At 50.6% G+C, this 20,841-nt stretch carries 33 protein-coding genes and 2 pseudogenes; 11 read left to right on the top strand and 24 right to left on the bottom strand.

Translation table 11 applies throughout. The annotated features are described in order from the left end of the window. Positions 1-57: 57 nt before the first annotated feature. The 5 genes and pseudogenes from C233_RS0118415 to C233_RS0118390 form a co-directional block, all read right to left on the bottom strand. Entirely contained in the window at positions 58-459 is a 402-nt protein-coding gene (locus C233_RS0118415) for a structural protein P5 (RefSeq protein ID WP_018669005.1), read from the bottom strand. Beyond that, a complete protein-coding gene (locus C233_RS22870) occupies positions 431-727 on the bottom strand; it encodes a hypothetical protein (RefSeq protein WP_018669004.1) in 297 nt (98 codons plus the stop codon). The genes C233_RS0118415 and C233_RS22870 overlap by 29 nt, the downstream gene beginning before the upstream one ends. 33 nt (positions 728-760) lie before the next feature. Then, a pseudogene (locus C233_RS0118400) lies at positions 761-1,708 on the bottom strand (hypothetical protein); the annotation flags it as partial. A gap of 44 nt (positions 1,709-1,752) precedes the next feature. Further along, on the bottom strand, positions 1,753-1,884 hold the full coding sequence (locus C233_RS24995; RefSeq protein ID WP_018669002.1) for a hypothetical protein: 132 nt from the start codon (positions 1,882-1,884) through the stop codon (positions 1,753-1,755). A 6-nt stretch (positions 1,885-1,890) separates the two neighbouring features. Next, complete coding sequence (locus C233_RS0118390; RefSeq protein ID WP_025069111.1) at positions 1,891-2,922, bottom strand: head maturation protease, ClpP-related; 1,032 nt, start codon at positions 2,920-2,922, stop codon at positions 1,891-1,893. Positions 2,923-3,101: 179 nt separating this feature from the next. Between C233_RS0118390 and C233_RS0118385 the strand changes: the two genes are divergently transcribed. From C233_RS0118385 to C233_RS22860, 8 genes are read left to right on the top strand one after another with little or no spacing between them, the layout of a single operon-like run. Then, positions 3,102-3,545, top strand: coding sequence for a DUF1804 family protein (locus C233_RS0118385; protein ID WP_018669000.1), 444 nt, complete (start codon positions 3,102-3,104; stop codon positions 3,543-3,545). Then, positions 3,542-5,071 carry a hypothetical protein gene (locus C233_RS0118380; protein WP_018668999.1) on the top strand — a complete coding sequence of 510 codons (1,530 nt, stop codon included), beginning with the start codon at positions 3,542-3,544 and terminating at the stop codon, positions 5,069-5,071. The genes C233_RS0118385 and C233_RS0118380 overlap by 4 nt, the downstream gene beginning before the upstream one ends. A gap of 2 nt (positions 5,072-5,073) precedes the next feature. Beyond that, the gene (locus tag C233_RS0118375) at positions 5,074-5,499 is read left to right on the top strand and encodes a DUF1320 domain-containing protein (protein WP_018668998.1); all 426 of its coding nucleotides are present in this window, start codon (positions 5,074-5,076) and stop codon (positions 5,497-5,499) included. A gap of 28 nt (positions 5,500-5,527) precedes the next feature. After that, the gene (locus tag C233_RS0118370) at positions 5,528-6,871 is read left to right on the top strand and encodes a phage portal protein family protein (RefSeq protein WP_018668997.1); all 1,344 of its coding nucleotides are present in this window, start codon (positions 5,528-5,530) and stop codon (positions 6,869-6,871) included. Beyond that, entirely contained in the window at positions 6,871-7,461 is a 591-nt protein-coding gene (locus C233_RS23295) for a hypothetical protein (protein ID WP_154656079.1), read from the top strand. The genes C233_RS0118370 and C233_RS23295 overlap by 1 nt, the downstream gene beginning before the upstream one ends. Further along, positions 7,400-8,524, top strand: a complete 1,125-nt coding sequence (locus tag C233_RS25190) for a hypothetical protein (protein ID WP_128081971.1) — start codon at positions 7,400-7,402, stop codon at positions 8,522-8,524. Before C233_RS23295 ends, C233_RS25190 begins: the two co-directional genes overlap by 62 nt. After that, on the top strand, positions 8,521-9,141 hold the full coding sequence (locus C233_RS0118360) for a phage virion morphogenesis family protein (protein ID WP_018668996.1): 621 nt from the start codon (positions 8,521-8,523) through the stop codon (positions 9,139-9,141). The genes C233_RS25190 and C233_RS0118360 overlap by 4 nt, the downstream gene beginning before the upstream one ends. 9 nt (positions 9,142-9,150) lie before the next feature. Next, positions 9,151-9,681, top strand: a complete 531-nt coding sequence (locus C233_RS22860) for a hypothetical protein (RefSeq protein WP_025069112.1) — start codon at positions 9,151-9,153, stop codon at positions 9,679-9,681. Here the strand turns inward: C233_RS22860 and C233_RS0118350 are convergent. The 8 genes from C233_RS0118350 to C233_RS0118315 form a co-directional block, all read right to left on the bottom strand. After that, entirely contained in the window at positions 9,635-9,874 is a 240-nt protein-coding gene (locus tag C233_RS0118350; RefSeq protein ID WP_018668994.1) for a hypothetical protein, read from the bottom strand. The genes C233_RS22860 and C233_RS0118350 overlap by 47 nt on opposite strands. 118 nt (positions 9,875-9,992) lie before the next feature. Continuing rightward, positions 9,993-10,175 (bottom strand): hypothetical protein, encoded by a 183-nt coding sequence (locus C233_RS0118345; protein ID WP_018668993.1) that lies wholly within the window; start codon positions 10,173-10,175, stop codon positions 9,993-9,995. Continuing rightward, the gene (locus tag C233_RS0118340) at positions 10,172-10,510 is read right to left on the bottom strand and encodes a hypothetical protein (protein ID WP_018668992.1); all 339 of its coding nucleotides are present in this window, start codon (positions 10,508-10,510) and stop codon (positions 10,172-10,174) included. Before C233_RS0118340 ends, C233_RS0118345 begins: the two co-directional genes overlap by 4 nt. 40 nt (positions 10,511-10,550) lie before the next feature. Next, positions 10,551-10,979 carry a hypothetical protein gene (locus tag C233_RS0118335; RefSeq protein WP_018668991.1) on the bottom strand — a complete coding sequence of 143 codons (429 nt, stop codon included), beginning with the start codon at positions 10,977-10,979 and terminating at the stop codon, positions 10,551-10,553. 24 nt (positions 10,980-11,003) lie between these two features. Further along, positions 11,004-11,642, bottom strand: a complete 639-nt coding sequence (locus C233_RS0118330; RefSeq protein WP_018668990.1) for an HNH endonuclease signature motif containing protein — start codon at positions 11,640-11,642, stop codon at positions 11,004-11,006. Positions 11,643-11,662: 20 nt separating this feature from the next. Then, the gene (locus C233_RS0118325) at positions 11,663-11,890 is read right to left on the bottom strand and encodes a hypothetical protein (protein WP_018668989.1); all 228 of its coding nucleotides are present in this window, start codon (positions 11,888-11,890) and stop codon (positions 11,663-11,665) included. Next, on the bottom strand, positions 11,887-12,147 hold the full coding sequence (locus C233_RS0118320; protein WP_018668988.1) for a hypothetical protein: 261 nt from the start codon (positions 12,145-12,147) through the stop codon (positions 11,887-11,889). The genes C233_RS0118325 and C233_RS0118320 overlap by 4 nt, the downstream gene beginning before the upstream one ends. Beyond that, on the bottom strand, positions 12,144-12,428 hold the full coding sequence (locus C233_RS0118315; protein ID WP_018668987.1) for a hypothetical protein: 285 nt from the start codon (positions 12,426-12,428) through the stop codon (positions 12,144-12,146). Before C233_RS0118315 ends, C233_RS0118320 begins: the two co-directional genes overlap by 4 nt. Before the next feature lie 289 nt (positions 12,429-12,717). On the opposite strand from C233_RS0118315, the gene C233_RS0118305 reads away from it, so the two are divergent. Further along, the gene (locus C233_RS0118305) at positions 12,718-12,957 is read left to right on the top strand and encodes a hypothetical protein (RefSeq protein WP_018668985.1); all 240 of its coding nucleotides are present in this window, start codon (positions 12,718-12,720) and stop codon (positions 12,955-12,957) included. A gap of 53 nt (positions 12,958-13,010) precedes the next feature. Here the strand turns inward: C233_RS0118305 and C233_RS0118300 are convergent, their stop codons facing one another. From C233_RS0118300 to C233_RS24695, 11 genes are all read right to left on the bottom strand, one after another. Further along, the gene (locus tag C233_RS0118300; RefSeq protein WP_018668984.1) at positions 13,011-13,265 is read right to left on the bottom strand and encodes a hypothetical protein; all 255 of its coding nucleotides are present in this window, start codon (positions 13,263-13,265) and stop codon (positions 13,011-13,013) included. Beyond that, positions 13,262-13,468, bottom strand: a complete 207-nt coding sequence (locus tag C233_RS0118295; protein WP_244149082.1) for a hypothetical protein — start codon at positions 13,466-13,468, stop codon at positions 13,262-13,264. Before C233_RS0118295 ends, C233_RS0118300 begins: the two co-directional genes overlap by 4 nt. Beyond that, positions 13,425-13,952: a host-nuclease inhibitor Gam family protein gene (locus tag C233_RS0118290; RefSeq protein ID WP_018668982.1), complete on the bottom strand. Its 528-nt coding sequence runs from the start codon at positions 13,950-13,952 to the stop codon at positions 13,425-13,427. Before C233_RS0118290 ends, C233_RS0118295 begins: the two co-directional genes overlap by 44 nt. A gap of 19 nt (positions 13,953-13,971) precedes the next feature. Next, positions 13,972-14,256 carry a hypothetical protein gene (locus C233_RS0118285; protein WP_018668981.1) on the bottom strand — a complete coding sequence of 95 codons (285 nt, stop codon included), beginning with the start codon at positions 14,254-14,256 and terminating at the stop codon, positions 13,972-13,974. A 2-nt stretch (positions 14,257-14,258) separates the two neighbouring features. Then, positions 14,259-14,726 (bottom strand): helix-turn-helix domain-containing protein, encoded by a 468-nt coding sequence (locus C233_RS24905; protein WP_018668980.1) that lies wholly within the window; start codon positions 14,724-14,726, stop codon positions 14,259-14,261. After that, positions 14,707-15,384, bottom strand: coding sequence for a DNA repair protein RadA family protein (locus C233_RS0118275; RefSeq protein WP_018668979.1), 678 nt, complete (start codon positions 15,382-15,384; stop codon positions 14,707-14,709). The genes C233_RS24905 and C233_RS0118275 overlap by 20 nt, the downstream gene beginning before the upstream one ends. Next, positions 15,381-16,277 carry an AAA family ATPase gene (locus tag C233_RS0118270; RefSeq protein WP_018668978.1) on the bottom strand — a complete coding sequence of 299 codons (897 nt, stop codon included), beginning with the start codon at positions 16,275-16,277 and terminating at the stop codon, positions 15,381-15,383. Before C233_RS0118270 ends, C233_RS0118275 begins: the two co-directional genes overlap by 4 nt. Positions 16,278-16,312: 35 nt before the next feature. Then, a complete protein-coding gene (locus tag C233_RS0118265; protein ID WP_018668977.1) occupies positions 16,313-18,382 on the bottom strand; it encodes a hypothetical protein in 2,070 nt (689 codons plus the stop codon). Positions 18,383-18,508: 126 nt separating this feature from the next. Further along, entirely contained in the window at positions 18,509-18,694 is a 186-nt protein-coding gene (locus C233_RS0118260) for a hypothetical protein (RefSeq protein ID WP_018668976.1), read from the bottom strand. A gap of 241 nt (positions 18,695-18,935) precedes the next feature. Beyond that, entirely contained in the window at positions 18,936-19,205 is a 270-nt protein-coding gene (locus tag C233_RS0118255) for a hypothetical protein (protein ID WP_018668975.1), read from the bottom strand. 5 nt (positions 19,206-19,210) lie between these two features. Then, positions 19,211-19,738: a hypothetical protein gene (locus C233_RS24695; RefSeq protein ID WP_018668974.1), complete on the bottom strand. Its 528-nt coding sequence runs from the start codon at positions 19,736-19,738 to the stop codon at positions 19,211-19,213. A gap of 102 nt (positions 19,739-19,840) precedes the next feature. Between C233_RS24695 and C233_RS0118245 the strand changes: the two genes are divergently transcribed. Beyond that, positions 19,841-20,545 (top strand): S24 family peptidase, encoded by a 705-nt coding sequence (locus tag C233_RS0118245; RefSeq protein WP_018668973.1) that lies wholly within the window; start codon positions 19,841-19,843, stop codon positions 20,543-20,545. A 123-nt stretch (positions 20,546-20,668) separates the two neighbouring features. Next, a pseudogene (locus C233_RS24275) lies at positions 20,669-20,841 on the top strand (IS5/IS1182 family transposase); the annotation flags it as partial.

Raw genomic sequence — 20,841 nt, 5'->3', positions numbered from 1 at the left:
TTATGATATTCCAAAGCACGTCCATTTCTCCGATTAATTATCGTTAATTACCAATCATTAAAGCAGTTTCCATCCCGCTTCCACATCCGCCATGACTGCCGGCACTCCGTTTTCCACCTGTGAAATGGCTGCGGCGAAAGCACACATGCTCGCTTTGTCGTTTACATCAGGCACGTAGGTATCCGGTACCTGCATCTCCCTGCACACCCGGCTGATATAGCCGGAAGTGTTGTTCTCCACGGGCGGCGCCCAACGGTTGATAAAATCCGTTATCGTACGGCAGCCACTGTTGCGGCGGTAGTTCTGCAGCAGCTTAATCAATACCCGGTAGCCGTATGCCATACTCCGGAACTGGCAGAACGACCTGTCCTGTGAAGGGCGGATTTCTCCCTGCCACACGGTAGTGGCAGAGAGGCGGATGTTACCCGGATTATTGTTTCTCAGTCCTCTGGCACTCATCCTCTTCCTTTTTTTCAGGGTTATTACTGTCTGCCGGAGCTATGGGGGAATCCGGGGATTCGGGAACGGCTTCCGGCTTTGCCGGTTGCGGCTGCTCCGGCTCTTCGGACTCGCTTTCTTTCAGTCTGGCAAGCCCGCGACTTACCAGGTCTTTTGCACGCTTTTCATCGACCTGCAGTTCCATGCCTGCCGGGTACTGCGTCTTATGGTCGAACTTGTCCCGGAAAGCGGAAAGGACAATGACTGTCACCAATATTTTTTTTGCCATAGTCATCCCCCCTTATCCTTCTTCCAGGTCTTCAGTCTCTTCGGCAGGTACAAAAGCCCCTTTGTCTCTCCAGTCCAATGCGATGAACTCCTCACCGAAACCGATTTGGGTGTCGGCCTTCATAAGCATTTTGAAGAAATACATCTCGCTGGCATTCGCCCATTTGTCAATGAGGATGACATTCTCGTCGTCCTGCAGGCTGACTGCTGCGAACAGGTTACCGTTCATCCCGCTGTCGCACAGGGTAGCCACGACCAGGCTGGCCGGCCACTGTGTCAGCACTTCGATGGCGATGCCCTTGTAACGTTCCTGGTTGACATCCGTGGGGGCGGTACCCTTGTTGGCAAGCTGCGTCAGCTCGTCATCGTATGTGTCGAAGTCTTCCACGCTCATCAGGATACGCAGGTTGGGATTGTTGCGCATGGTTACCGGAATCTGTGTTCTCAGTTCCTTCAGGCGCTGCAACATCGTCGTACCGACGCTTTTCACTTTCACAACGTCCGCATCCTTGGCTGCCTGTGTCAGGATGCCGTCCAGCAGCTGGCTGTCGGAATCGCCGTACTCACCGTTGATGTACTGATAGCCCAGTTCGTTGCCTACCTGTTTCAGAAGTTCCTGGAGCAGGATATTCTGCACGTTGGCGGGAAGCTGGCGGAACACGAGATTGCCCGTGGGCTGGTATTCGCGCCAGATATGTTCGAACGCGCGGGGGTTGAACAGTGTAAAGGCCATCATGTCCTTTGGCGTCAGCTTCTTCTCGCTGTACGTGAAATCGCCCTTGCTGTCAGACTTCTGCGGGTCCTCCTTACGCTTCTGCAGCATCTTGCCCGATTTTACGCGGGGAATACTGATTGAGCTGTTTACTCCGGGGATAACCATTATCAGCCCCTTGCTTACCAATTCGTTGCCTGTTGCGGCAAGAGTCAGCACGGTTTCCAGCACTTCGCCGGAATAGTTGGTGGTATTCAATCCTTGAATCATTGTCTTTTCTGTTTTTAATTATTAACGTTTACTGCCAATGGGCACTACATTTTCACTTTCTGTCTTCCGCGAATCTGCGGGGCGCTGCCGGCACTGCGTACGCTGCTGCCTATCTTCTTGCCGAAATAGGAGCTGCCGCCCAGCTTGACGTTTTTGGGGTCCTTGATTGGAATCATGGCATACTACTTTTTGCGGTTGGTCTCAATTTCTTTCTGGCGTTTCTGCCAGGGGCTCCCATTTTCGCCGGGAACCGGAGAACCCAGCCTGTCCTTCAGCAGTCTTTTCGGCTTCAAGGCTTTCAGTGCGGTCATGCCGTCCTTAAAGTTCGATTTCAGGATATTCCGGTAGGTATCCTTCTGGTCGGCACCGATACGCCCGTCCGCCACGGCATCCGCCACGGCGTTCTCAATCCGTTCCTTTTCCTGCTGTTCCAGCTTTTCCTTCAGCTCGCCGTTCTCCTTCTCCAGGTCATCGGCCTTGTCCGCCTTCTGGGCCGTCTCGCCCAGCATGGCCATTACCGCCGCCTCGTCAGCGCAGTTGGCGAAACGGGGAATTTTCTTAAAGTCTTCCAATTTCATCTTATCGGGGTTTTGTGGCCTTTGCTGTTCCAGCTCCAGCCGGTTAGTGAATATACGGTAGATGTCATCCGTGCTGCTCCCTTCGGGAACGGGCTCCACGTCATAAATGGCGTCAATCAGCCCCAGCTGCAGGGCTTCTTCGGCTTTCAGCCAATGGTCGGCGCCGTCAAAGTAGGTTTCTTTTACCTCCTCCTTGCCCTTGCCGCAACGTTCGCCGATGATTTCGGCAATGGTATCCTCCAGGCTTTCAATGGTGGATATCATGTCGCGCAGGTCCTGCTTGTTGCCGTAACAGCCGCCGGAAACGTTGTGCAGCATCATACGGGCGTACCGGCTCATCTCGACACGTTTCCCGCACAGGGATATCACACCGGCGATGCTGGCGGCGATGCCGTCGATATAAATGGTGACATTGCTCCTGCACTGGCGGATGGCGTTGAAAATGGCAATACCGGGGTAAACGTCACCCCCAATGGAATTGATGCGGATATTCAGGTTTTCATAGCTGTCCAGGTGCATCAGTTCGTTCACGATGTCACGGCTGGCTATCCTGCCTTCCCCGCCTTCGTCGCTGATTTCTCCGTAAAGCAGCAGGCATGCGGTCTTTTCATTCAATATGGATTTAAAAACTTTCATGCTCATTCGGTTTATTTGCGGCAAACTTACAGAGGCAATGACAACCCCACAAAAAAGTGTGTAACCGTTACGCGCAAGTACGCAGGCCATGCACCGTTACCTGCAACCCTTTCACCCTTTTTTCCTATTCACGGGCAGGATAGTGAACTTTGCGTAAAATCATAAAAGGACAAACGAGTATGGCAGAACTCAGCTCACAGCAGAAGAAGGATTACGCCCGTACTCTCTATCTCAAGGACAACCTTACGCAACAGGAGATTGCCGACAAGGCCGGCGTGACACGGCAGACCGTTGCAAGATGGATGAGAGAGGAGAAATGGGAAGAACTGAAGGTGGGGATAACACTCACCAGAGAACAGCAGGTGGCGGCACTGCACAGGCAGGTGTCGGAAATAAACCGTGTCATCAGCCAGAGGGAAGAAGGGAAGCGCTTCCCCACGACGGCGGAAGCCGATACGCTCAGCAAGCTGGCGACGGCAATCAAGAAAATGGAGACCGACGTCGGTATAGCCGACATCATCAGCGTGGGAATGAAGTTCATAAACTGGCTGCGGCCCTTCGACCTGGAGAAAAGCAAGGAGTTCCTCCGCCTGTGGGACGCATTTATAAAGGACAGCCTATGACGCAGACACAGAAAGACAGGGACATGCTCAGGGAATGGGCGGTGTTTTACGAGGCAGGGCTGCGCAGGCAGAATTCGGATGTGGGCCTGACGCAGGCGCAGATTGCCAAAGACCGCGCCAGGCTGGAGGCGGACCCGGTAGAATGGATAAAGTTCTTCTTTCCGGAATATTGCAGGTTCGAGTTCGCGGATTTCCACATAAAGGCCATACGGCGGTGCGTAAGGCATGGGGAATGGTTTGAGATGCTATCCTGGGCGCGCGGGCTGGCGAAAAGTACGACGGTGATGTTCATCGTAATGTATCTGGTCTTGACAGGAAGAAAGTGCAACGTGATGATGGCATCCGCCACGCAGGACAGTGCGGTACGGTTGCTCGCTCCCTACAAGAAACAGTTCGAGGAAAACGCGCTGATAAGGGCGTATTACGGCATACAGGTCAGTCCGGGAAACTGGTGCGCGGAGGAGTTCGTTGCCAAATGCGGGTGTGCGTTCAGGGCGGTAGGTGCCGGAAATGCACCGCGGGGAAGCCGTAACGGAGCCGTACGCCCGGACGTACTGCTCGTGGACGATTTCGATACGGATGAGTCGGTACGTAACCCGGATACGGTCCAGAAGAACTGGGACTGGTGGGAAAAGGCGTTGTACGGGACACGTGACACGGCCATAAAGACGCTTATCATATTCTGCGGAAACATTATCGCGCGCGACTGCTGCGTAACGCGGGCTGGAGAAGCGGCCGACCATTGGGATATAGTGAACATACGGGATAAGGAGGGGCGGAGCACATGGCCGGCAAAAAACACGGAAGAGGATATCGACACGGCACTCTCGAAAATCAGTACGGCCGCACAGCAGACTGAGTACTTCAACAACCCGGTGACCGAAGGAGAGGTGTTCAGGGAGATAACCTACGGGAAAGTGCCCGACCTGAAAAAGTTCCAGTTCCTGGTTATATACGGGGACCCCGCGCCGGGAGAGAACAGGAGCAGGAACAGCAGCACGAAAAGCTGCGTGCTAATGGGACAGCTTAGGCAGAAGGTGTATATCGTCAACGTGCGTCTGGACAGGGGGCTGAACTCGGACTTCATCGACTGGTACGTGCAGTTGCTCGAATATGTTGGCGGTAAAGTTCCGGTGTACTGCTATATGGAAAACAACAAGCTGCAGGACCCTTTTTTCCAGCAGGTGTTCAAGCCCCTGGTGGCAAAGGTGCGCAACGAGAGAAACGTGCAGCTATATATTCATCCGGATGAGGACAGGAAGACCGAAAAGGCCACACGTATCGAGGCGAACCTGGAACCTCTCAACCGGGAGGGGAACCTTGTTTTTAACGAAGCAGAGCGGGACAACCCGCACATGAAACGTCTGGACGACCAGTTCAGGCTCTTCACCCTCCGGCTCAAATTTCCCGCCGACGGCCCCGACTGCGTGGAAGGCGGACTTCGTATCCTGAAAAAGAAAGTACAACAATTGGAACCGGTGACGGTGATTCATCACAGCGCACGCCGGAACCCCAAACGATTATAGCCATGAGCAAATTCATAACACAGGAGGACTATGACGCCAGTATACACCGCGAGATACTGGACGCCCTGACACGCAGCGACAGCGCCATTGTCGAAATCTGCGAGGACCGTGCCGTTGCCGAGATGCGCGGGTATCTTAGCGGCCGGTATGATGTGGATGCAATCTTTTCAGCTGAAGGGGAAGCCCGGAACCAGCTTGTCCTGATGCTGGCGGTAGACATCGCCGTTTACCACTTATTCAGTATCCATAACCCGCAGAAGATGTCCCAAATCCGTAAGGACAGGTACGAGAGGGCCGTGGAGTGGCTGAAGCAGGTGGCGGCCTGCAAAATCGCCATTGACGGGGCGTCGCTCCTGCCGGATGAAACGCTGCGGCAAAACAGCCCGTGGCTGATGAAAAGCAACCCTAAAAGGGTCAATCATATCTAAGCATCGATAAAACGAAAACTGAAAAAACATGAACCTTAAAATTCCTTTTTTCAAGAACCGGAAAGCCGAAAGCACCGGGAAACGTATCACGGAAGGCAGTAATGTAACACGCCCCGGAGCAACCGTAATACTGACACAGCCGCACCGGTTCGGTATCGGGTTGAATGACTATATGGATGCAATCCGTAATGCGGAGAATGTGGACTTCACAAGCCGGGTCAGGCTCTATGACATATACAGCGAATCATTAATGGACCCGCATCTGTTCAGCGTGGTGCAGAAGCGGAAAAGCGGGGTGCTGGGACGGAAAATAGAGTTCCGGCGTAATGGGGTGGCCGACGACAAGGTGAACGGGCAAATCAGTTCTCCGTGGTTCCTGAGGTTCATCAGTGACGCGCTGGATGCAGATTACTGGGGGTTCACGCTTGTACAGTTCTATATCAATGAGAAAGGATGGATAGACTACTACATGGTGCCCAGAAAGCATGTGGACCCGGTACTGAACCTCATCAAGACCCGCCAGGCCGATATTACGGGAGAGCCCTTTGAGGAATATTCCGACCTGCTGATGATACGCGGTAAAGAACCGTTGGGAATTCTGGCCCGTACGGCTCCGTACGTTATCTATAAAAGAGGGACGATAGGCGACTGGGCCGAGCTCGCCGAGATATTCGGCCGTCCGGTACGTAAGTACACCTACGACGCTGCGGACCCGGAAGCGCGTAACGCCACACTGGAAGCGGCAACCGCACAGGGCGGGGCGACCGTGTTCCTTTGTCCGGACGGGACAACACTGGAGTTCGTGGAACCGGGAAACCTGTCCGGGAGCAGCAGTATGTATTCCTCCCTCGTCGACCGTTACAATGCGGAAATGAGTAAGGCGGTACTGGGAAACACGCTTACAACCGAAGCAAGCGAAACAGGGACACAGGCGCTCGGGACCGTACACAATAAGGTGGAGCAGGAAATCATAGAGCAGGACGCGTTAAGTATACTGAACCTGCTGAACTATGACATGGCGGAGCTGTTCGCGTCGCTGGGTATAACCCCCCGGGAAGGCGAGTTCGTTTATGTGGAAGAACCCGATATGGAGGGCGTGAAGGTGAAAGCCGGGCTGCTGGAGAAAGCCGTATCCGTATTCGGTATTCCCGTTGCTGACGACTATCTGTACGAACAGCTGCATATTGAAAAACCGCAGGAGTATAAACGGCTGAAAGCGGAGCTGGAGGAAAAGAGGATAACGGGACAGCAGGCCGTCTCCTCCTTCGCCCGGATGACACCGCAACCGGCAGGCGGGAAGCGGCCGCAAAACCGTACGGACGGTTTTTTCGTCCGGGCCCCGCAGGAGGAAGGCGGGGCTTTAGAATGGTGATGGACGAACTTTACTACGGCAGCCAGCAGCTGCCCGACCTTGACGACCTGGACTATATGGGCGATTCGGTGGCGCCGCTGCAATGCAGGGCGGAAAGTGGAGGGATGAGTCCCGCGTTCGTCTTTGACAGCAGTACGCTCTCGGAAGCGCTCACACGTATTTATTATGGTGACACTGATGTCAGGAGACAGGTGGACCCGGGGCTCTTCAACGAAATAAACCGTATACTCCACGAGGCTGAAAGCCGGGGAGTGGAGGAAAGCGGGACGGAGATGCCGGCAGCTTTCACGTGCAGGATGAGGGAGGGAACGAACAGCTTTTCGGCATTCAAGGCACACCGCATGCAGAATGACATTGCCGCACAGTTGTACGACCCGAACGGCGTTCTAAAGCCTTTTAAACAGTGGCAGAAGGATGTTTATCCCGTACTCGACCACCACAAGGAGCACTGGCTACGAACGGAGTACAATACCGCTGTCATACGTGCCCGCCAGGCGGCCGACTGGCAACGCTTCGAACGATATTCCGATGTGCTGCCCAACCTGGAATGGATGCCCAGTACGAGTGTTCATCCGGGGGGCGGACCATAAGGCGTTTTGGGGAACCATACTTCCGATAAACCACCCGTTTTGGAGCGCCCACCGTCCGGGAGACCGCTGGAACTGCAAATGCAGCCTTGCCGCCACTGACGGGCCGCCTACGGCAGCTCCACGTAGCGACCGGCCTGAAGACCGCCCCGCTCCGGGACTTGACAGCAACCCCGGAGTGGACGGGCGCCTGTTCAGCGACACACATCCGTATATCGCCAATGCATACGAGGGAGCCACGAAAGCCGCCGGCGGACTGCTGGAACCGGTTCCCGGAAAAGGGTTTGTACCGGCGGCAAGCATGGAGGAGGTCCGTACACGCCTCGGAGAAATGGGAATCGGCAAGATTGACACCGGCCTGCTTTCACTGGAACAGGCCAACAATGTGCTCGACGCGCTGGAATGCTACGGGGGGAAGTTCGAGGGCCTGAAAGAGTTCTCGGCCGTCAGCGGCAAAAGGATGAGGGAGATTACATCTGTCAAGGATGCCGGGGCCTGCCTTGTCACGGGAGACGACGGGTATCGCCTTTTCTACAATGCGGAGGGGTCGGAAACGAGCTCTTACAAGGCAAAGCTTCTCAGCCATGAGGAGAGCCTGAAACGTTACCGGACGAATCTTGAAAGCCTTAGAATGCAGCTTGAACAGACCCAGGAACGGGTAAAGAAGGCTAAGGGAAGCATAAAAAGAATGCTCAAGCAGGACGTGTCCAGCCTCCTCGACAATATTGTAAAGGTACAGCGGAAGATACGCGACAAGGAACGGGCAATCAGTAACGGCGAGGAACCTTTGTATGATGTCACTACACAGATGTATCCGAACATAGCCGACCAGCTTAAATCGGTAATACACCATGAAATAGGGCATTATATGGACCAACGCCTGGGAAAGGTCAGTGAAAGACTGAGGGTAAAGCCGGCTTCCACATACGGGAAAAGCGCCTACAGCGAGAATTTTGCCGAGTGGAACGCAATCTACCGTATGGAAGGTGAAAAAGGCGTTCCGGCCGAAATGCTGGAAGCCTTCAGGAAATATGACGAAATGATAAAAAAAGGCGGTGAAGGATGAACATACGGGAATTTAACGGCCTGCTCAGGCGGAAAGCCGCGGAACTGGACGGACTGGTAAGCCGCAGAATGCCGGTATTGGCAGGGAACATCGCGAAACGGCATATTGAGGAGGATTTCCGTAAGGGGGGATTTACGGGCGGGGGATTCCACCGGTGGAAAGAAACCCGCAGGCAACGTAACGGCGGGAATGGAGCCGCCTCGCAGTACGGACCGCTGCTTTCAGGCAGGAACCACCTTTCAGGCAGTATTAAATTCCGCCCGGGGAACAGGCTGGTGAGGGTTTATACCGACGTGCCGTACGCTGCCGTTCATAACTACGGGGGGACACTGCACCCTGCCGTTACGCCGCAGATGAGGAAATTTGCCTGGGCGATGTACTACAAAGCGGCCGGAATAAAGAAGGGCATGAAGAAAGGCGGGAAAAAACGTATGCTACTTACCGAAAATGCGCCGGAAGAGGCGCTCATGTGGAAACGGCTGGCGTTGACACCGAAGAAACGGCTCACTGTGCATATACCGAAACGGCAGTTCATGCCCGACGTATCCAGCAGTGAACTGGAGAAAAAGATAAGGGACAAGCTGGATGCGGAAATAAAAAGAATCATTCACCAATGACGTTGCATTATGGAACAACTATTTAATGAAATTCAGAAAAGGATTGCGGAAAACATGGGCGATGTACTCTCGCTCATTGATGAGGATTACGGCCAGTTGGAGGCGCTTCTTAACGGGGAAGACCAGTATCCCGTCACGTTTCCCTGTGTGCTCATAAGCATGCCCGAGATACAATGGAAAGACCTGAAATTCCGGGTACAGCACGGGGAAATGTCACTCACTCTCCGCCTGGCGTTCGACTGCTATGACGACACGCATTATGGAAGTACGCAGGAGCATCATGCCGCCCGGAGGATGGCGATGGCCGAACGGTTGAACGGTTACATGAACGGGGTACGGTTTGAAGGGTGCGCCACCGTAATGCTCAGGCGTGTGAGCCGGAGTTTTTCCCTGCCCGGAGGAATAAAGGTATATGAAACGGAATACGCCTCCACCGTATACGGAACGACGGCGGAACAGGAGACATGCATTCCGGACCGGCCGTCGCAGAAACCTAAAATAAGGATAGCTGGCGTTTCAGGTCTTCCTGCTGGCGGATAATGCGCGGGTCGGCACTGGCGTTGATGATGTTGTAGAACGTTTTTTCACAGATAGGGTAAACGGGATAGATGTAGCGGCGCAGGATTTCACGGTTGGAAAGACCGCTGCGTGCATGTTCGTCGTAGATACGGAGTATTTCACCCACCTTGTGGGCATAGCTCCTGCCGATGATTTTTCCCCTATGCTTGCTCATATCCGGATAGGCTTGGTTATTTCTGGAATATGGTACAAAGATATCCAAAATGACAATCCGATACAAAAAAAGCTGTCGTACTCCCATACAACAGCTTTTTCCACAATCCCATATCTTATTATCTGTAGAATATGAATTTATGCTCGACATAGATGCATTTGTTCTCCTTGCAGTACTTTTCGACAGCCTTACGCGTCCTGAATTTCTTCTCCTTGCCGTCCTTGCCCTTGACGGACGTCATACCAAGTTCCTCACTGATTTTCAGGGGAACGAAAAATGTTTCGGTTGTAAATCGTCTCATTGTCTCCTGTCTTTACCGTTCATATTGCTTGCCGCATAACACCCCAGAACCTTCTTATAGGATATGGTACAGACAATACTGTCGCTGTCATGTTCCACAAGAATGGTCCATTGTCCGGCTCTGCCGTCATTAAACACGTCCAGCCGGACCGGACGGCTGCGGGGGTATTTCTCATTCATCGCCATTATCCGGCACTCAATATCATATTTCAGTGCCTTGAGTGAATTTTCGTCATCTATCAGGTAGTGCTCAAATTGCTGCACGTATATCTGCAGCTCACGGCCTTTCCTGTTAACATTTGCGTAGGTTTTGATGTAGTCTATAAAATAACTCATGATTATTTTGCTGTTAATTAAAATATTCGGTGCTTTTAAATCAATCGCTTTCCATTCCGTTCACGAATTTCCGGTACTCCAGTTCTGTTTTGGCAAGGTTTATCAGCGTGTTCACCCCCTGGAATACCTGCTTTGCCTGTCCTACCGCTTCTGGAGAGGATTTGACAGCCTCAATCTGTTGGAGGACCGTATCACGTAACTGCCGGATAATGCCGGGGTTCACTGCAGATACCGAATCCAGACGCTTGTTGGCAAGTACGATTACCTGTGCCGTTACAGGCCTGAACTGTTCCAGCTTGGAGGGGAGGTTGATATAATTGAAGACAAGGGTCTTGCCGTTGTTCAGGTAGATTTCCACCTCATCGCCGTCATCACCGGTTCCCTCGCAGTAGCCCAGTACGACGACCTCCTCATTCCTGTACAGGTATGGTTTGTTCACCATTCCCTGAAGACGTTCGAGTGCGTTCATAATCGATTGTTGTTTATTGGTTGGTTATTGGTTGTTTGACTCATTGATAGCCCTCGAAAGGCGCCCCTTCAGATATATGAGCTCTTTTACCTCTTCGGGCAGGTTGTGCAGGCTGTTACGCTGCATGAGCTCGGCATTGCTGATGCATTCCAGGTTCTCCGGCGTGCAGTTCAGCGTGTTGCCGTCACGGAAAACGATATTGTGGCCTTTCGGAACCGGGCCGTGTGACTGTTGCCATAACAGCACATGTTTCGGTACCCATTTCCCCAAAGAGGCACGTACCCAAATATACTGATGTCCGTTTTTATCATTACGGACGCTCTCGGCACCGTCATAAAGCGTATTGCCCGGCATGTGGCCTTTCTTGAACATGGTGGTCGAAACTTTGGCATATACCTCGGTGCTCATTTTCTTACCCTTGTTGGCCGGCACCTGTCCCTTTGAGAAACGGTGTGCCGCCCCACTGTCGGCAAGCCGCCTTGACATCTCGCTGCGCAGTCTTTTTAAATACGCCGGGGATTTCTTTATCCCCAGACGGTCGGCAAGGCTATAAACGGAGGCAACCGGTATGCCAAGAAGAAGGGCTATCTCCTTGGTCGGACGGTGAGGGTACAGCCGGATAATTTCGGCCTTTTCGGTCTCTGTGTAAATATGCTTTTTCATGATTGCTGTGGTTTTGAAAGTTATTTTACGATATAAAGCCTGCACCCGGTCTTCTCCTTCGCCCTTAAGAGGAAGCTGGCGGCTTCGTCACTGTCGACCACCAGCCTGATGGCGGTAAGACCTTCCGTATTGGGCTTCTGCAGGAGAAGCGGGCAGGGCTGTCCGTAGTAGTTCCAGTAGTAGATGAACTCGCCCAAATGGAAGTTGTCTATCCGGACGATGTAGTTTATCGGGATGCGCGGGGTCATATTTCCTGCTTTTTACCGGAATCGGTTTTCACTTCCCCCTCCGGAACCCATTCCACCGTAACGAGACCTTTTACACGTCCGGTTCCGCCGCATTTCGGGCAGGATATCTTTACCCGCTCATGGATGATTTCAGGATTCCAGAACCAGCCGTTACCGTGACAGTAACCGCAGGCATACCCCGTATAGTAGCCTATGGTTTCTTTACCGGTACCGAAGCTCGGGGAACTGAGTACCAATACCTCTCTTTTCTCGCTCATGCTTCGATGTAATAGGTCTGAACAACCATGTGATTACGGAAGATATGTATCACCGTCCTGCCTTCATCCTGCCGGAGTTCTGTTTCCACAAAGCTGCGGCGGATGTCGCCTTTTTCCATTAACGAACGGATTTCAGCGTCGATGAATGATTTCAGATTACGGAAATCCTGCTCATTTCCTTTCAGTCCGGTGGTATCCAGCTGGCTGACCGCCAGCTGGAGCTTGAGAAGCCAAAGCGGCTTGTCATTGGGAATGCTTGACTTATAAGTTATCTTTGCCATTATTCTTTCTTATTTTGTTTTTAGTCTCATAAACAGCATGACTCTATCCCATAATATCAGATAGGCACTCCAATAATCTTGGAAGCTAAAATAGTACCAGCTCATTTGTATATACCATATAGGCAAATAAACAATGAATATGGCTAACCATAAAGGGAGTAGTATCCATCTAATTATTAGTCTAAGTTCGCTCATTGCTTTATTGATTTGAATTATTTTTTTGTGAATAACTTTCATACATAATATAAAATTCCTACTTTTGTTATAAACTTATTTAACATATAGAATTATGGATGAAATTATATCAATCTTGGACTATTTGGTTGGAAGTGAGGAAGTCGATTTTGAGGATATTTACAATGAATTGATACAACATTATCCTTCTCTAACGAAGGATGAACTTATGGGTATTGCTCTTAGGAAAAATTTATTATCTCCACAAGTTAAAGGCAAATCTCCAAAATTAAGAAGAAAAAGCGATAAGCCAGTTCCTCTTCCTCCTAACCAAAATCCTAACCAAAAGCGTTGAAAAAGAATAGGGACTTGAAAATTGAGTTCCTATTCTTTTTTATTTGTTTTGAATTACCGTTTAAACTCCGGTAAAACACCGAGGTATAAGTACTTATTATCATTGGTTCTATACACTGTTATGTAAAACAATACACTATCTTCACTTCTAATTACATCACACCCTTGAATAAAGTCTTTTGAGCAATATGCAGGACAAGTGATTTCTTCTATATAGTTACATAACCTTTCATCAATATAGTCACCCGGAGATAAAAACTCATCCAAGTCTTTATCCTGCTTAGCCCATTGTTTAAATGTCTTTTTCATTTCAGATCTGTTTTCCAGCCATTCAATCGGTAGACCTCACGTCGGGCTTCCTTTTTCGTGAGGAATTGCCCGACTTTGGTCCCGGTGGAACCGGTGGCGTCACGCCGGATACGGTACACCACCCAGTTCCTACCATGCGGTTGGTATTCGTAATATTCCTCAGGCAGATTGCTGCGCATCATTCTCTTTCTTGGGTTCCACATAGAACGTCTCTTCCTGTATAACCTGTACGCCTATCTTCGGGAAGTACTCCGCCACTTCCGGGTTGTCACGGTCCGCCAGCAGCTTATCTTTCGCAAGCTCGTCCGTTGTGCGGATATACTGCGGAAGGAGCTCCTTGCAGATGTTGGTTACGGCTGCCCAGGTGAAACCTCTCAGGTTCTTCAGCTTCGGCGTGCCGGTACGGAAACCGAACACGCCATGGGCGCTCTCGATGCTTTTCCTCTTGCTAAACAGTTCTTCCTTGTTTTCAAGGGCGTAACTCTGCATGATGTCGAAATTCCTTTCCTTCACGGCGGAAAGCTCCGCCAGCTGCTCGGCATACTTTTCACGGATACGTGTCATTTCGATATCCATCTCCGAGGTGAGGTTCTGTACCTTGGCATCGGCGGCCGCAAAATCCGCAAATGCTTGTTCCGCCTGTTCGCGGGTGATACCGTTGATTACTGTTTTCTTTGTTCTTGCCATAATAAATGCTTTTATAGGGTTAATAATGCAATTTCTTTCTTCTGTCCCGGTTCTGCTTGCGCCAGCGCTCCTTGGCGGCTGCCGTCTTGGCCGGGGTACTGTTTCCGTCCTGTTCCTGTTCCAGGTGGGCAAGGCGTACCTGCTCGGCCCTGTACTCGTCGAGCAACCGGTCGAATTCGGCTGCCGGAAGGGAAGCGGTACTTTCAATCAGCTTTCTTTCCAGGATGTTGATGCGCCCACGGCATTCAGCGAGCCGGTTCTCCAGTTCGCGGTAACGTTCGGTGGTGTTGTAAGCGGCAGGCATGGCTATAGGGCGTCGCGGAGTTTTCTGATTTTCTTATCCAGTTCACGGCGGCTGTAATAAGTGAACTTCCCTTTCTTGTAGCTGTGTACCAGTCCGCGGGAAGCGTAGCCCTTGATTGTATTCTTGCCGCAGGCAAGGTAGCGGCAGGCCTCGTTCTGTTTCATCAGGTCGTCCATGTCGGCGTCATCGGGCAACGGGAGCGGCGTACAGTCACCGGGAGCGGCCTTACGGCGTAACCCTGTCCATTGTTCAAGGCGCTCGATACGGGCCAACTCATCCTGCGGGCTCAGCCTTTCCAGCAGCTGCCGCGCCTCGTGCATCGTCAGTTCCCGGCTGCTTGCCGTACGTCCGCAGGTGAATTCATAGATACACCCGTGTCTGGCGTCCTCATCCATACCGATGCGGTGGAAAGTGGCGTGCAGGGCTTTGAGCTGCTGCGACGTAATAGGTTTATTCCTGATTGTTTTCATTATTCAAAATAGGTTTCTCTCCAAAATAAATTTCCGCCTCTTCCGGCCAGACATCATAATATCCCTTGGGACCTATGAAACGGCCATGGGAAAAGGCACGTTTGCCCTCTACGTAGATTTTCAGTGAAGCGTTGTACAAAACCTTTTTGGCTGTACGCCCGTCCGGATTTTGACCGCTGGCATGGCTGATGAAGACAAGCAGCTTACTTCTGTGCTGCTCCTTGAACTTAAGAAACTGGGGAAAGCTCATGTACGTGTATTGGAAACTGTCTATCACCACGAAATCCGGTGATTTCTGCCGTTTCAGGCGCAGGCTGAGCTCGTCCATCGATTCGCAGACCAACAGGAAACGGCGGTTCGCCTCCAGCATGTTGCTGCGCCGTACGGTGTTCTGCATGGTCAGGCTGATACCTTCTTCCAGGCTGTTGTAGACTACGCGGCCATATTTGCACAGCTCCTTGCAGAGTTTCATTACAAAAGAGGTCTTTCCGCTGCCCGACTTCCCCCAGACTATCCATACACCGCGGCTTTCGGGAGTACCGAAAGCATCGTACCATTCACCCTCGAAAGGGAGCGTATCAAATTTCATGGACAGCAGTTCACGTACGCCCTTGGCATTACGGGCAAAGGTCCTGGCATCATTCACCGCTTCACTCATTGTTCCGTACCCCCTTTCATCCGCCTGGCTTCCAATATGCGCTTGCAGGCATGTACGACCCGTTTCACCCGGCGAAGGTCATATTCCCCCTGCTGTGCCTCACGCAGTACACGTTTTACCTCTGTCGGTTCGGTCAGCCCGTTTGCCTGGCAGATGGCATACACATCCTGTTCCGTGGCGGCACTCACATCGAAGAACTTGCGGCCGATACGGCTGTTTATCTCCTTGTACCCTTTCTTGTTATAGCGCAGGCCGTTCTCCACACGGCGCTTGATATAGTCGGTGGAAAGAAAGATGATGCCCGCTTTGTTCTCCAGGCGGTTGTATATGCTGATGAAGTAAGAAAATACACTGTCCGTCAGTTTGTCGCCTTCGTCAAAAATGATAAGCAGGTTCTGCAGGAAGGCTATCATGGAAATGGCATATTCAAGGATGTCACGCAGGTTGGGCCCGTCCACCGGAGCGCCGACCTGCCTGGCGATTTCCCGGACGAAATCGCTCTTTCTCATGTCTTCGGAACAAAGGATGTAAAATACATTGCGGTGTGTACGGCGGTACTCGATGGCGGCGGTCGTCTTGCCGCAGCCTGCATCGCCCACCACCCAGGTGGTGTTCTTATAGGCCTGCGCATCGGACATCGCAAAAGTTATCCGCTGGAAGGCGTTACTTTCGGTCAGCGTCCAACGGTCCATGCTGAAACCTATCTGTGCGGCTATGCGGCTGAACATGTCGTCGCTGATACTGGTGTACTTCCGGTTACAAATCTGTGATACGGTGGCGGCGCTGACTCCGTTCAGGCTTTCGCTGGCACGGTTCTGGCTGGGATAGTTGCCGCAATATTCCAACAGTACGTCACGGATGGCGTCTTTGTCTTGTTTGCTGAGTTCTTTCATTTTTGAATGGTATTTAATTGATTATCGAATACTGGTTAATTGTCATTGAGGAACGACAGGTACATCTCGGCTTCGGTCATTCCGGAAACCAGCTTGGTGTATTCACCCGGGGAGGTAATGCCTGCGGGGGATTCCTCCGGTTCGGGCTCGTAGGTTCCGGGACCCACACCTTCGGGATAGGCAACCGGAGCTTTCAGTTCCTCATTGGCATACTGTTCACGCTGCCGCTCCATGCTCTTCCGTGATTCACCCACCGGAAAGGGCATTGCGAGTCTGGTATAGGCCTCGCCCATGCTCTCTTCAAGCAGCAGCTCCTCGCTGGCGATATAGTGCCCGGCGAGGGCGCGTTTTTGGGCGCGTATCTGGGCATAAAGGCGCTCGCTCTCCTCTGTGCTGCGCTCAGCGGTAGCACGGTGGAACACGACTTTCGGGGTGGCGGTGGCGGCATATTTCAGCCTGTCGCCCGCACAGACCTCCCACAGCTCTACGGAGGTCATGTCCATGGGGTCGTATTTGTAACGGAAGCTGACGCCCACATTTTGCATGTGGAAGCCCATATCCACCTGGCCGGACTCGTCGTAGACCATGTAGCGGTATTCCTTGTTGTTGCGGCTGAAGACGAATCCCTGTTTGCCGTACTTCACGCTGTCCTTGCTGAGGAGCTTGAAGAGCTCCCGCACTTCGTATTCGTCCAGCAGTTCGGCTTTCGGGCTGTTGAGGGTGGTGTACATCTCCATGCGGGTCATTCCCGTTTCGCTGGTGGGATGCCGCATGCCGTTCCATTCACGGAGGCATTCCAGGTATTGCTCTTTCATCTCTTCCAGGGTAGGAAGCTGCGAGATGTTTTTCATTATCAGGTCGATGTTGACACGGCTGCTCTCTTTGGTGGCGGTCACGTTTTGCCCGGTATAGTTGTAGAGCCTGTGCATCACCTGCTGCTGGAAACGCCCGAAAGCGCTTTCTATGGTCTTGCTCTGGCCGTTGTGCGGCATGGTGATCTTGTGAAGGTGGCATATTTTCTTGAAGAAGGCCTGCGTCTCCGGTTTCTTATGGCCGCCCTGGTTATCGGTCACTATCTCGTAAGGTTTGACCTTCCACGTTTCCAGGGCCATACGGTAGGCCTCATATTGTGTAAGGAAGTTCTCCGCACCGAAGGAGTAGCCCAGGAACATTTCCGAACAGGCGTCCATCACCTCGTACACATCGATGGTACGTGCCACCATACGTTTGTTCTTCTTGTCGTAGTCCTTGTAATAGAGGTTCAGTTTCGTACCGTCACCGTACCATAGAGTATTGGGCATCTGCGGAAGCTTCGTATCGAACTGCGGCATGAACTCGTTCTTGAAGGCGATTTCACCATGTACAACGCCATACCACCACAGTTTGATGCCGGTCTTGTAAAGATAGTTGATGACCGTCTGGGGGGATTCTACCGGTTTCAGCCTGTCTTCCTCACGGGTGACACGCGCATTGCGTTCCGCCACAATCCGGTTGAACTCATCGAATATCTGCACGTCGGTATATACCGGAAATTTGCTCCGTTTCAGCCGCAGCAGGATACGTCCCTCACGGGGGCCTATCTTGCGGGCGCTCTGGTTGCCGGTAGTACCGCTTACCAACGCCACGTAGCCCCGCTTCTTGTAGTCCCTGAACTTTTCCAGCAGGCGGGATTCGCTTTTCGGAAGTGTATGGTTGAAAGATTTGCGGAGCTCTTCACATAAGGATATGACGGTATTGCGTACCAGGCTTTTGTGGGTATAGCCGTATTCGCTGTGCTTGTTTTGCAGTCCGGTTTCCTGTATTATCATGGCATTCATAACTTTGGCGTTGAGTACGTATTCTTTCTGCCGGTCTATGGAAATCTTGGGAGTATAGGTCTTGTAGAATTCAACGGCCTTGTCGTCGCTTTTCAGACGGATGTTCATAGGGCTGGTTTGTGATTTCTTGAGTTGTTTTTTAATATCAGGCAGCTTTTCTTCTACAACAGAGCGAAGTGCATCCGAAAGAGTTTCATAAGCTACAAGCACTTTACGTCCGTTACCGCCTTTCTGCAAAACCCGAAATTTGCGTTCACGGACATGTTTATCAAAATTGGATTTACTCATAATACCACTACGAACAAGTTCATCAAACGTTATGCATAGTGTCTTTCCAAACATTTCCATAATCAGAAACTTTATACATTTCAACTTGTGCAGGCCCCGGCATCGAACCGGAGCGAAAGCCACCCGTTACAGGCTCTTTTCCTGCTCTTTATTGGGGATACTCATCGAAATACCAATCACTGCAGCCAATGCCACCATGATAAAGGCGCTTGTATTGTCTCTTTCTGTTGCATCCACATTGCAACCCAACCAGAAACCGTAAATCAAACCTACGGCAATAGCGATTTTTTGGATTTTTCTTAATGTTTTCATATCGTAGAGTTTTTTTGTCTTTGATTTCAATTGAAAATCTATCCCTATTCATCCCGAACCGAGATAGTTTCGCTACATTTGTAGCTGTCTAACTAATACTAATTTTAAAATCAATCATTATGGGGCAAAGTCTTCTTTTATCGGATTCTTTCTATCGTTTTGATTTATGTAGCTGGACACAGACTAAAGGACGGGAGCGCAAAGAAACGCTTGGAGAATCCAAATAAGAATATCGCCCATATTATGAAATTACCGAATCGTCTGTTATTACTGCTTTCACATTTCCATGAGAGTCCAGTACCTTTACTGGAGAAACAGTCACATTCTCGTCACTCAACAGCCGCCCGCCAAGTTCATGTACAGCTACATGCCGCATCCGCGCCGCTTCAAGACTGTTCCGTTTAAAGCTCATGGCAAGGCTTACACTCGGTTTAGTGGTCTTGAATACTTTTACCAGATATTCATAAGCGGCAGTTTTCTTTCGGGAATCTTCCCAGTCAATCTTTTTCATGTCTACTATGCTTTAATGTTTGTCAGTTTATCTACAAGCGTCAGGCGCAGTTCTTTATCCTCTATCCGAGCCACGTCGGCAAGTATATCCACCAGACGTTCCTTTGTCAGGCGGTTGTGGTTGCGTTTCACCGGTTCTGGAAAAAGGGAGAGCTGCTGCACCTGGGATTGTATCCGGTAGGCTTCATCAATCCTGTTCACGACTAAGTCCTCTGCCCAGTCACGGAACATTTTCGCCCGTTCGCTCTTGATGAAGAAGCCGAGACGGACAATACCACGTTTAGTCCAAAGAATTTGCTTGTTTTGAAGATAACCGCCTGATTTGCACCCTGCGTTGGAAATACCAACGCTCGTAATGAAGTGTTTTCCCTCTATTAATTCATCACGATGGTCGTGCTTCTGAGAACGTAAAGAGGAGGGGTTAATTCCAAATCCTTTTGCCGCTTCATTTGTTGTTATCAGGAATTCAAACTTGTCATCCGGAAATATCTCGACCGATAAGTTCTCCGAAACGTGTTCTAAAACCTTTTCCATACTTATTATTATTTAAAGTTTAATGATTATCTTTATCCGCTGTAAACGATTATACATGTTGCAAACCATTGATTACGCTGCAAACTTGCAGAATATTCTGATATGAACAAAGAAAAAGAAAATAAAAATGCAGAAATTTCTGCAAGAATAACAGAAATCCTGCAATACACGGGTGATACACGTAATGGATTCGCTGTAAAGCTGGGATACGAGCGTGCACAGACTGTTTATGACGTTATTAATATGAAGTCTGCACCAAGTTATGACTTCTTTCGTCGTTTTTCAACATCAGAATATTCTGATATTATTGATTTAAAATGGCTTCTTACTGGTGAAGGTGCTATGCTCCGTACTAATGATGTGTCAACTCCAGAACCACTCCCCAGTATCAACCAGGAATATAAAGGTGCTCCTTATTATAATGTAGATTTCATAGGTGGTTTTGAGTTTGTTTCCAATGACCAGACGCAACTGCCGGACTATTATATAAACTATCCGCCATACAACAAGCCGGGAGTAATGTGGTGTAACCTTACCGGACATTCCATGGAACCAGAGATAAGCAATGGAGACGTAATAGCACTGAAAGAGGTTAAATCTCCCATAGAATACCTTCCTGCTGGCGAAATATATGGTATCATAACAGATGATTACCGTACAGTAAAACGTATCCGTCCTGGTGAACAAAAAGGTTTTGTGCGTCTCATTCCAGCAAACAAGTCCCCTGAGTTCTGCGAACAAGAAATTCCAGTCGAAATGATTCGGCGGGTATTTGCTGTTTTAGGGAGTATTCGTAAATTCTTTTAAACAATGAGAGGTTGTGTCAACATTTTGACACAACCTTTTTTATGCACAAAGCCCAGACTTTCCCAAGCCCGGGCTTTGTTATTAGCCAAAGTTTATGTAACTTTAGGCATCAGTTTTTTCGTTATGGCAAAGTTACATTTTCGTCCTTACATTCCCAACCAAACGGTTCTTTTTCCACAAAGAATTGATGAAAACATAGCTGCGGGCGACCCTGTCCGCATAGTCAATGCAGTTGTTGACAGTCTCGATCTTGATAATTTCAAGAAGCTTTATAAAGAAACGGGGCGCTCAGCTTA

Source organism: Bacteroides gallinarum DSM 18171 = JCM 13658, from assembly GCF_000374365.1.
Classification (GTDB): domain Bacteria; phylum Bacteroidota; class Bacteroidia; order Bacteroidales; family Bacteroidaceae; genus Bacteroides; species Bacteroides gallinarum.
Note: the sequence above shows the minus strand (reverse complement) of the source record. Positions and strands in the feature narration are given on the sequence as shown.

What these genes read in the sequence shown, in the direction of transcription:
- C233_RS25190 (WP_128081971.1), top strand. Translation starts at nt 7,400, where the DNA reads ATGTGCTGCCCAACCTGGAATGGATGCCCAGTACGAGTGTTCATCCGG.
- C233_RS0118390 (WP_025069111.1), bottom strand. Translation starts at nt 2,922, where the DNA reads ATGAAAGTTTTTAAATCCATATTGAATGAAAAGACCGCATGCCTGCTG.
- C233_RS0118415 (WP_018669005.1), bottom strand. Translation starts at nt 459, where the DNA reads ATGAGTGCCAGAGGACTGAGAAACAATAATCCGGGTAACATCCGCCTC.
- C233_RS0118345 (WP_018668993.1), bottom strand. Translation starts at nt 10,175, where the DNA reads ATGAGACGATTTACAACCGAAACATTTTTCGTTCCCCTGAAAATCAGT.
- C233_RS0118380 (WP_018668999.1), top strand. Translation starts at nt 3,542, where the DNA reads ATGACGCAGACACAGAAAGACAGGGACATGCTCAGGGAATGGGCGGTG.
- C233_RS24905 (WP_018668980.1), bottom strand. Translation starts at nt 14,726, where the DNA reads ATGAAAACAATCAGGAATAAACCTATTACGTCGCAGCAGCTCAAAGCC.
- C233_RS0118265 (WP_018668977.1), bottom strand. Translation starts at nt 18,382, where the DNA reads ATGAGTAAATCCAATTTTGATAAACATGTCCGTGAACGCAAATTTCGG.
- C233_RS0118260 (WP_018668976.1), bottom strand. Translation starts at nt 18,694, where the DNA reads ATGAAAACATTAAGAAAAATCCAAAAAATCGCTATTGCCGTAGGTTTG.
- C233_RS0118360 (WP_018668996.1), top strand. Translation starts at nt 8,521, where the DNA reads ATGAACATACGGGAATTTAACGGCCTGCTCAGGCGGAAAGCCGCGGAA.
- C233_RS0118325 (WP_018668989.1), bottom strand. Translation starts at nt 11,890, where the DNA reads ATGACCCCGCGCATCCCGATAAACTACATCGTCCGGATAGACAACTTC.
- C233_RS0118305 (WP_018668985.1), top strand. Translation starts at nt 12,718, where the DNA reads ATGGATGAAATTATATCAATCTTGGACTATTTGGTTGGAAGTGAGGAA.
- C233_RS0118295 (WP_244149082.1), bottom strand. Translation starts at nt 13,468, where the DNA reads ATGTGGAACCCAAGAAAGAGAATGATGCGCAGCAATCTGCCTGAGGAA.
- C233_RS0118290 (WP_018668982.1), bottom strand. Translation starts at nt 13,952, where the DNA reads ATGGCAAGAACAAAGAAAACAGTAATCAACGGTATCACCCGCGAACAG.
- C233_RS0118370 (WP_018668997.1), top strand. Translation starts at nt 5,528, where the DNA reads ATGAACCTTAAAATTCCTTTTTTCAAGAACCGGAAAGCCGAAAGCACC.
- C233_RS24995 (WP_018669002.1), bottom strand. Translation starts at nt 1,884, where the DNA reads ATGATTCCAATCAAGGACCCCAAAAACGTCAAGCTGGGCGGCAGCTCC.
- C233_RS0118300 (WP_018668984.1), bottom strand. Translation starts at nt 13,265, where the DNA reads ATGAAAAAGACATTTAAACAATGGGCTAAGCAGGATAAAGACTTGGAT.
- C233_RS0118255 (WP_018668975.1), bottom strand. Translation starts at nt 19,205, where the DNA reads ATGAAAAAGATTGACTGGGAAGATTCCCGAAAGAAAACTGCCGCTTAT.
- C233_RS0118335 (WP_018668991.1), bottom strand. Translation starts at nt 10,979, where the DNA reads ATGAACGCACTCGAACGTCTTCAGGGAATGGTGAACAAACCATACCTG.
- C233_RS0118285 (WP_018668981.1), bottom strand. Translation starts at nt 14,256, where the DNA reads ATGCCTGCCGCTTACAACACCACCGAACGTTACCGCGAACTGGAGAAC.
- C233_RS0118350 (WP_018668994.1), bottom strand. Translation starts at nt 9,874, where the DNA reads ATGAGCAAGCATAGGGGAAAAATCATCGGCAGGAGCTATGCCCACAAG.
- C233_RS0118375 (WP_018668998.1), top strand. Translation starts at nt 5,074, where the DNA reads ATGAGCAAATTCATAACACAGGAGGACTATGACGCCAGTATACACCGC.
- C233_RS22870 (WP_018669004.1), bottom strand. Translation starts at nt 727, where the DNA reads ATGGCAAAAAAAATATTGGTGACAGTCATTGTCCTTTCCGCTTTCCGG.
- C233_RS23295 (WP_154656079.1), top strand. Translation starts at nt 6,871, where the DNA reads ATGGACGAACTTTACTACGGCAGCCAGCAGCTGCCCGACCTTGACGAC.
- C233_RS0118340 (WP_018668992.1), bottom strand. Translation starts at nt 10,510, where the DNA reads ATGAGTTATTTTATAGACTACATCAAAACCTACGCAAATGTTAACAGG.
- C233_RS0118385 (WP_018669000.1), top strand. Translation starts at nt 3,102, where the DNA reads ATGGCAGAACTCAGCTCACAGCAGAAGAAGGATTACGCCCGTACTCTC.
- C233_RS24695 (WP_018668974.1), bottom strand. Translation starts at nt 19,738, where the DNA reads ATGGAAAAGGTTTTAGAACACGTTTCGGAGAACTTATCGGTCGAGATA.
- C233_RS0118270 (WP_018668978.1), bottom strand. Translation starts at nt 16,277, where the DNA reads ATGAAAGAACTCAGCAAACAAGACAAAGACGCCATCCGTGACGTACTG.
- C233_RS0118315 (WP_018668987.1), bottom strand. Translation starts at nt 12,428, where the DNA reads ATGGCAAAGATAACTTATAAGTCAAGCATTCCCAATGACAAGCCGCTT.
- C233_RS0118330 (WP_018668990.1), bottom strand. Translation starts at nt 11,642, where the DNA reads ATGAAAAAGCATATTTACACAGAGACCGAAAAGGCCGAAATTATCCGG.
- C233_RS0118275 (WP_018668979.1), bottom strand. Translation starts at nt 15,384, where the DNA reads ATGAGTGAAGCGGTGAATGATGCCAGGACCTTTGCCCGTAATGCCAAG.
- C233_RS22860 (WP_025069112.1), top strand. Translation starts at nt 9,151, where the DNA reads ATGGAACAACTATTTAATGAAATTCAGAAAAGGATTGCGGAAAACATG.
- C233_RS0118245 (WP_018668973.1), top strand. Translation starts at nt 19,841, where the DNA reads ATGAACAAAGAAAAAGAAAATAAAAATGCAGAAATTTCTGCAAGAATA.
- C233_RS0118320 (WP_018668988.1), bottom strand. Translation starts at nt 12,147, where the DNA reads ATGAGCGAGAAAAGAGAGGTATTGGTACTCAGTTCCCCGAGCTTCGGT.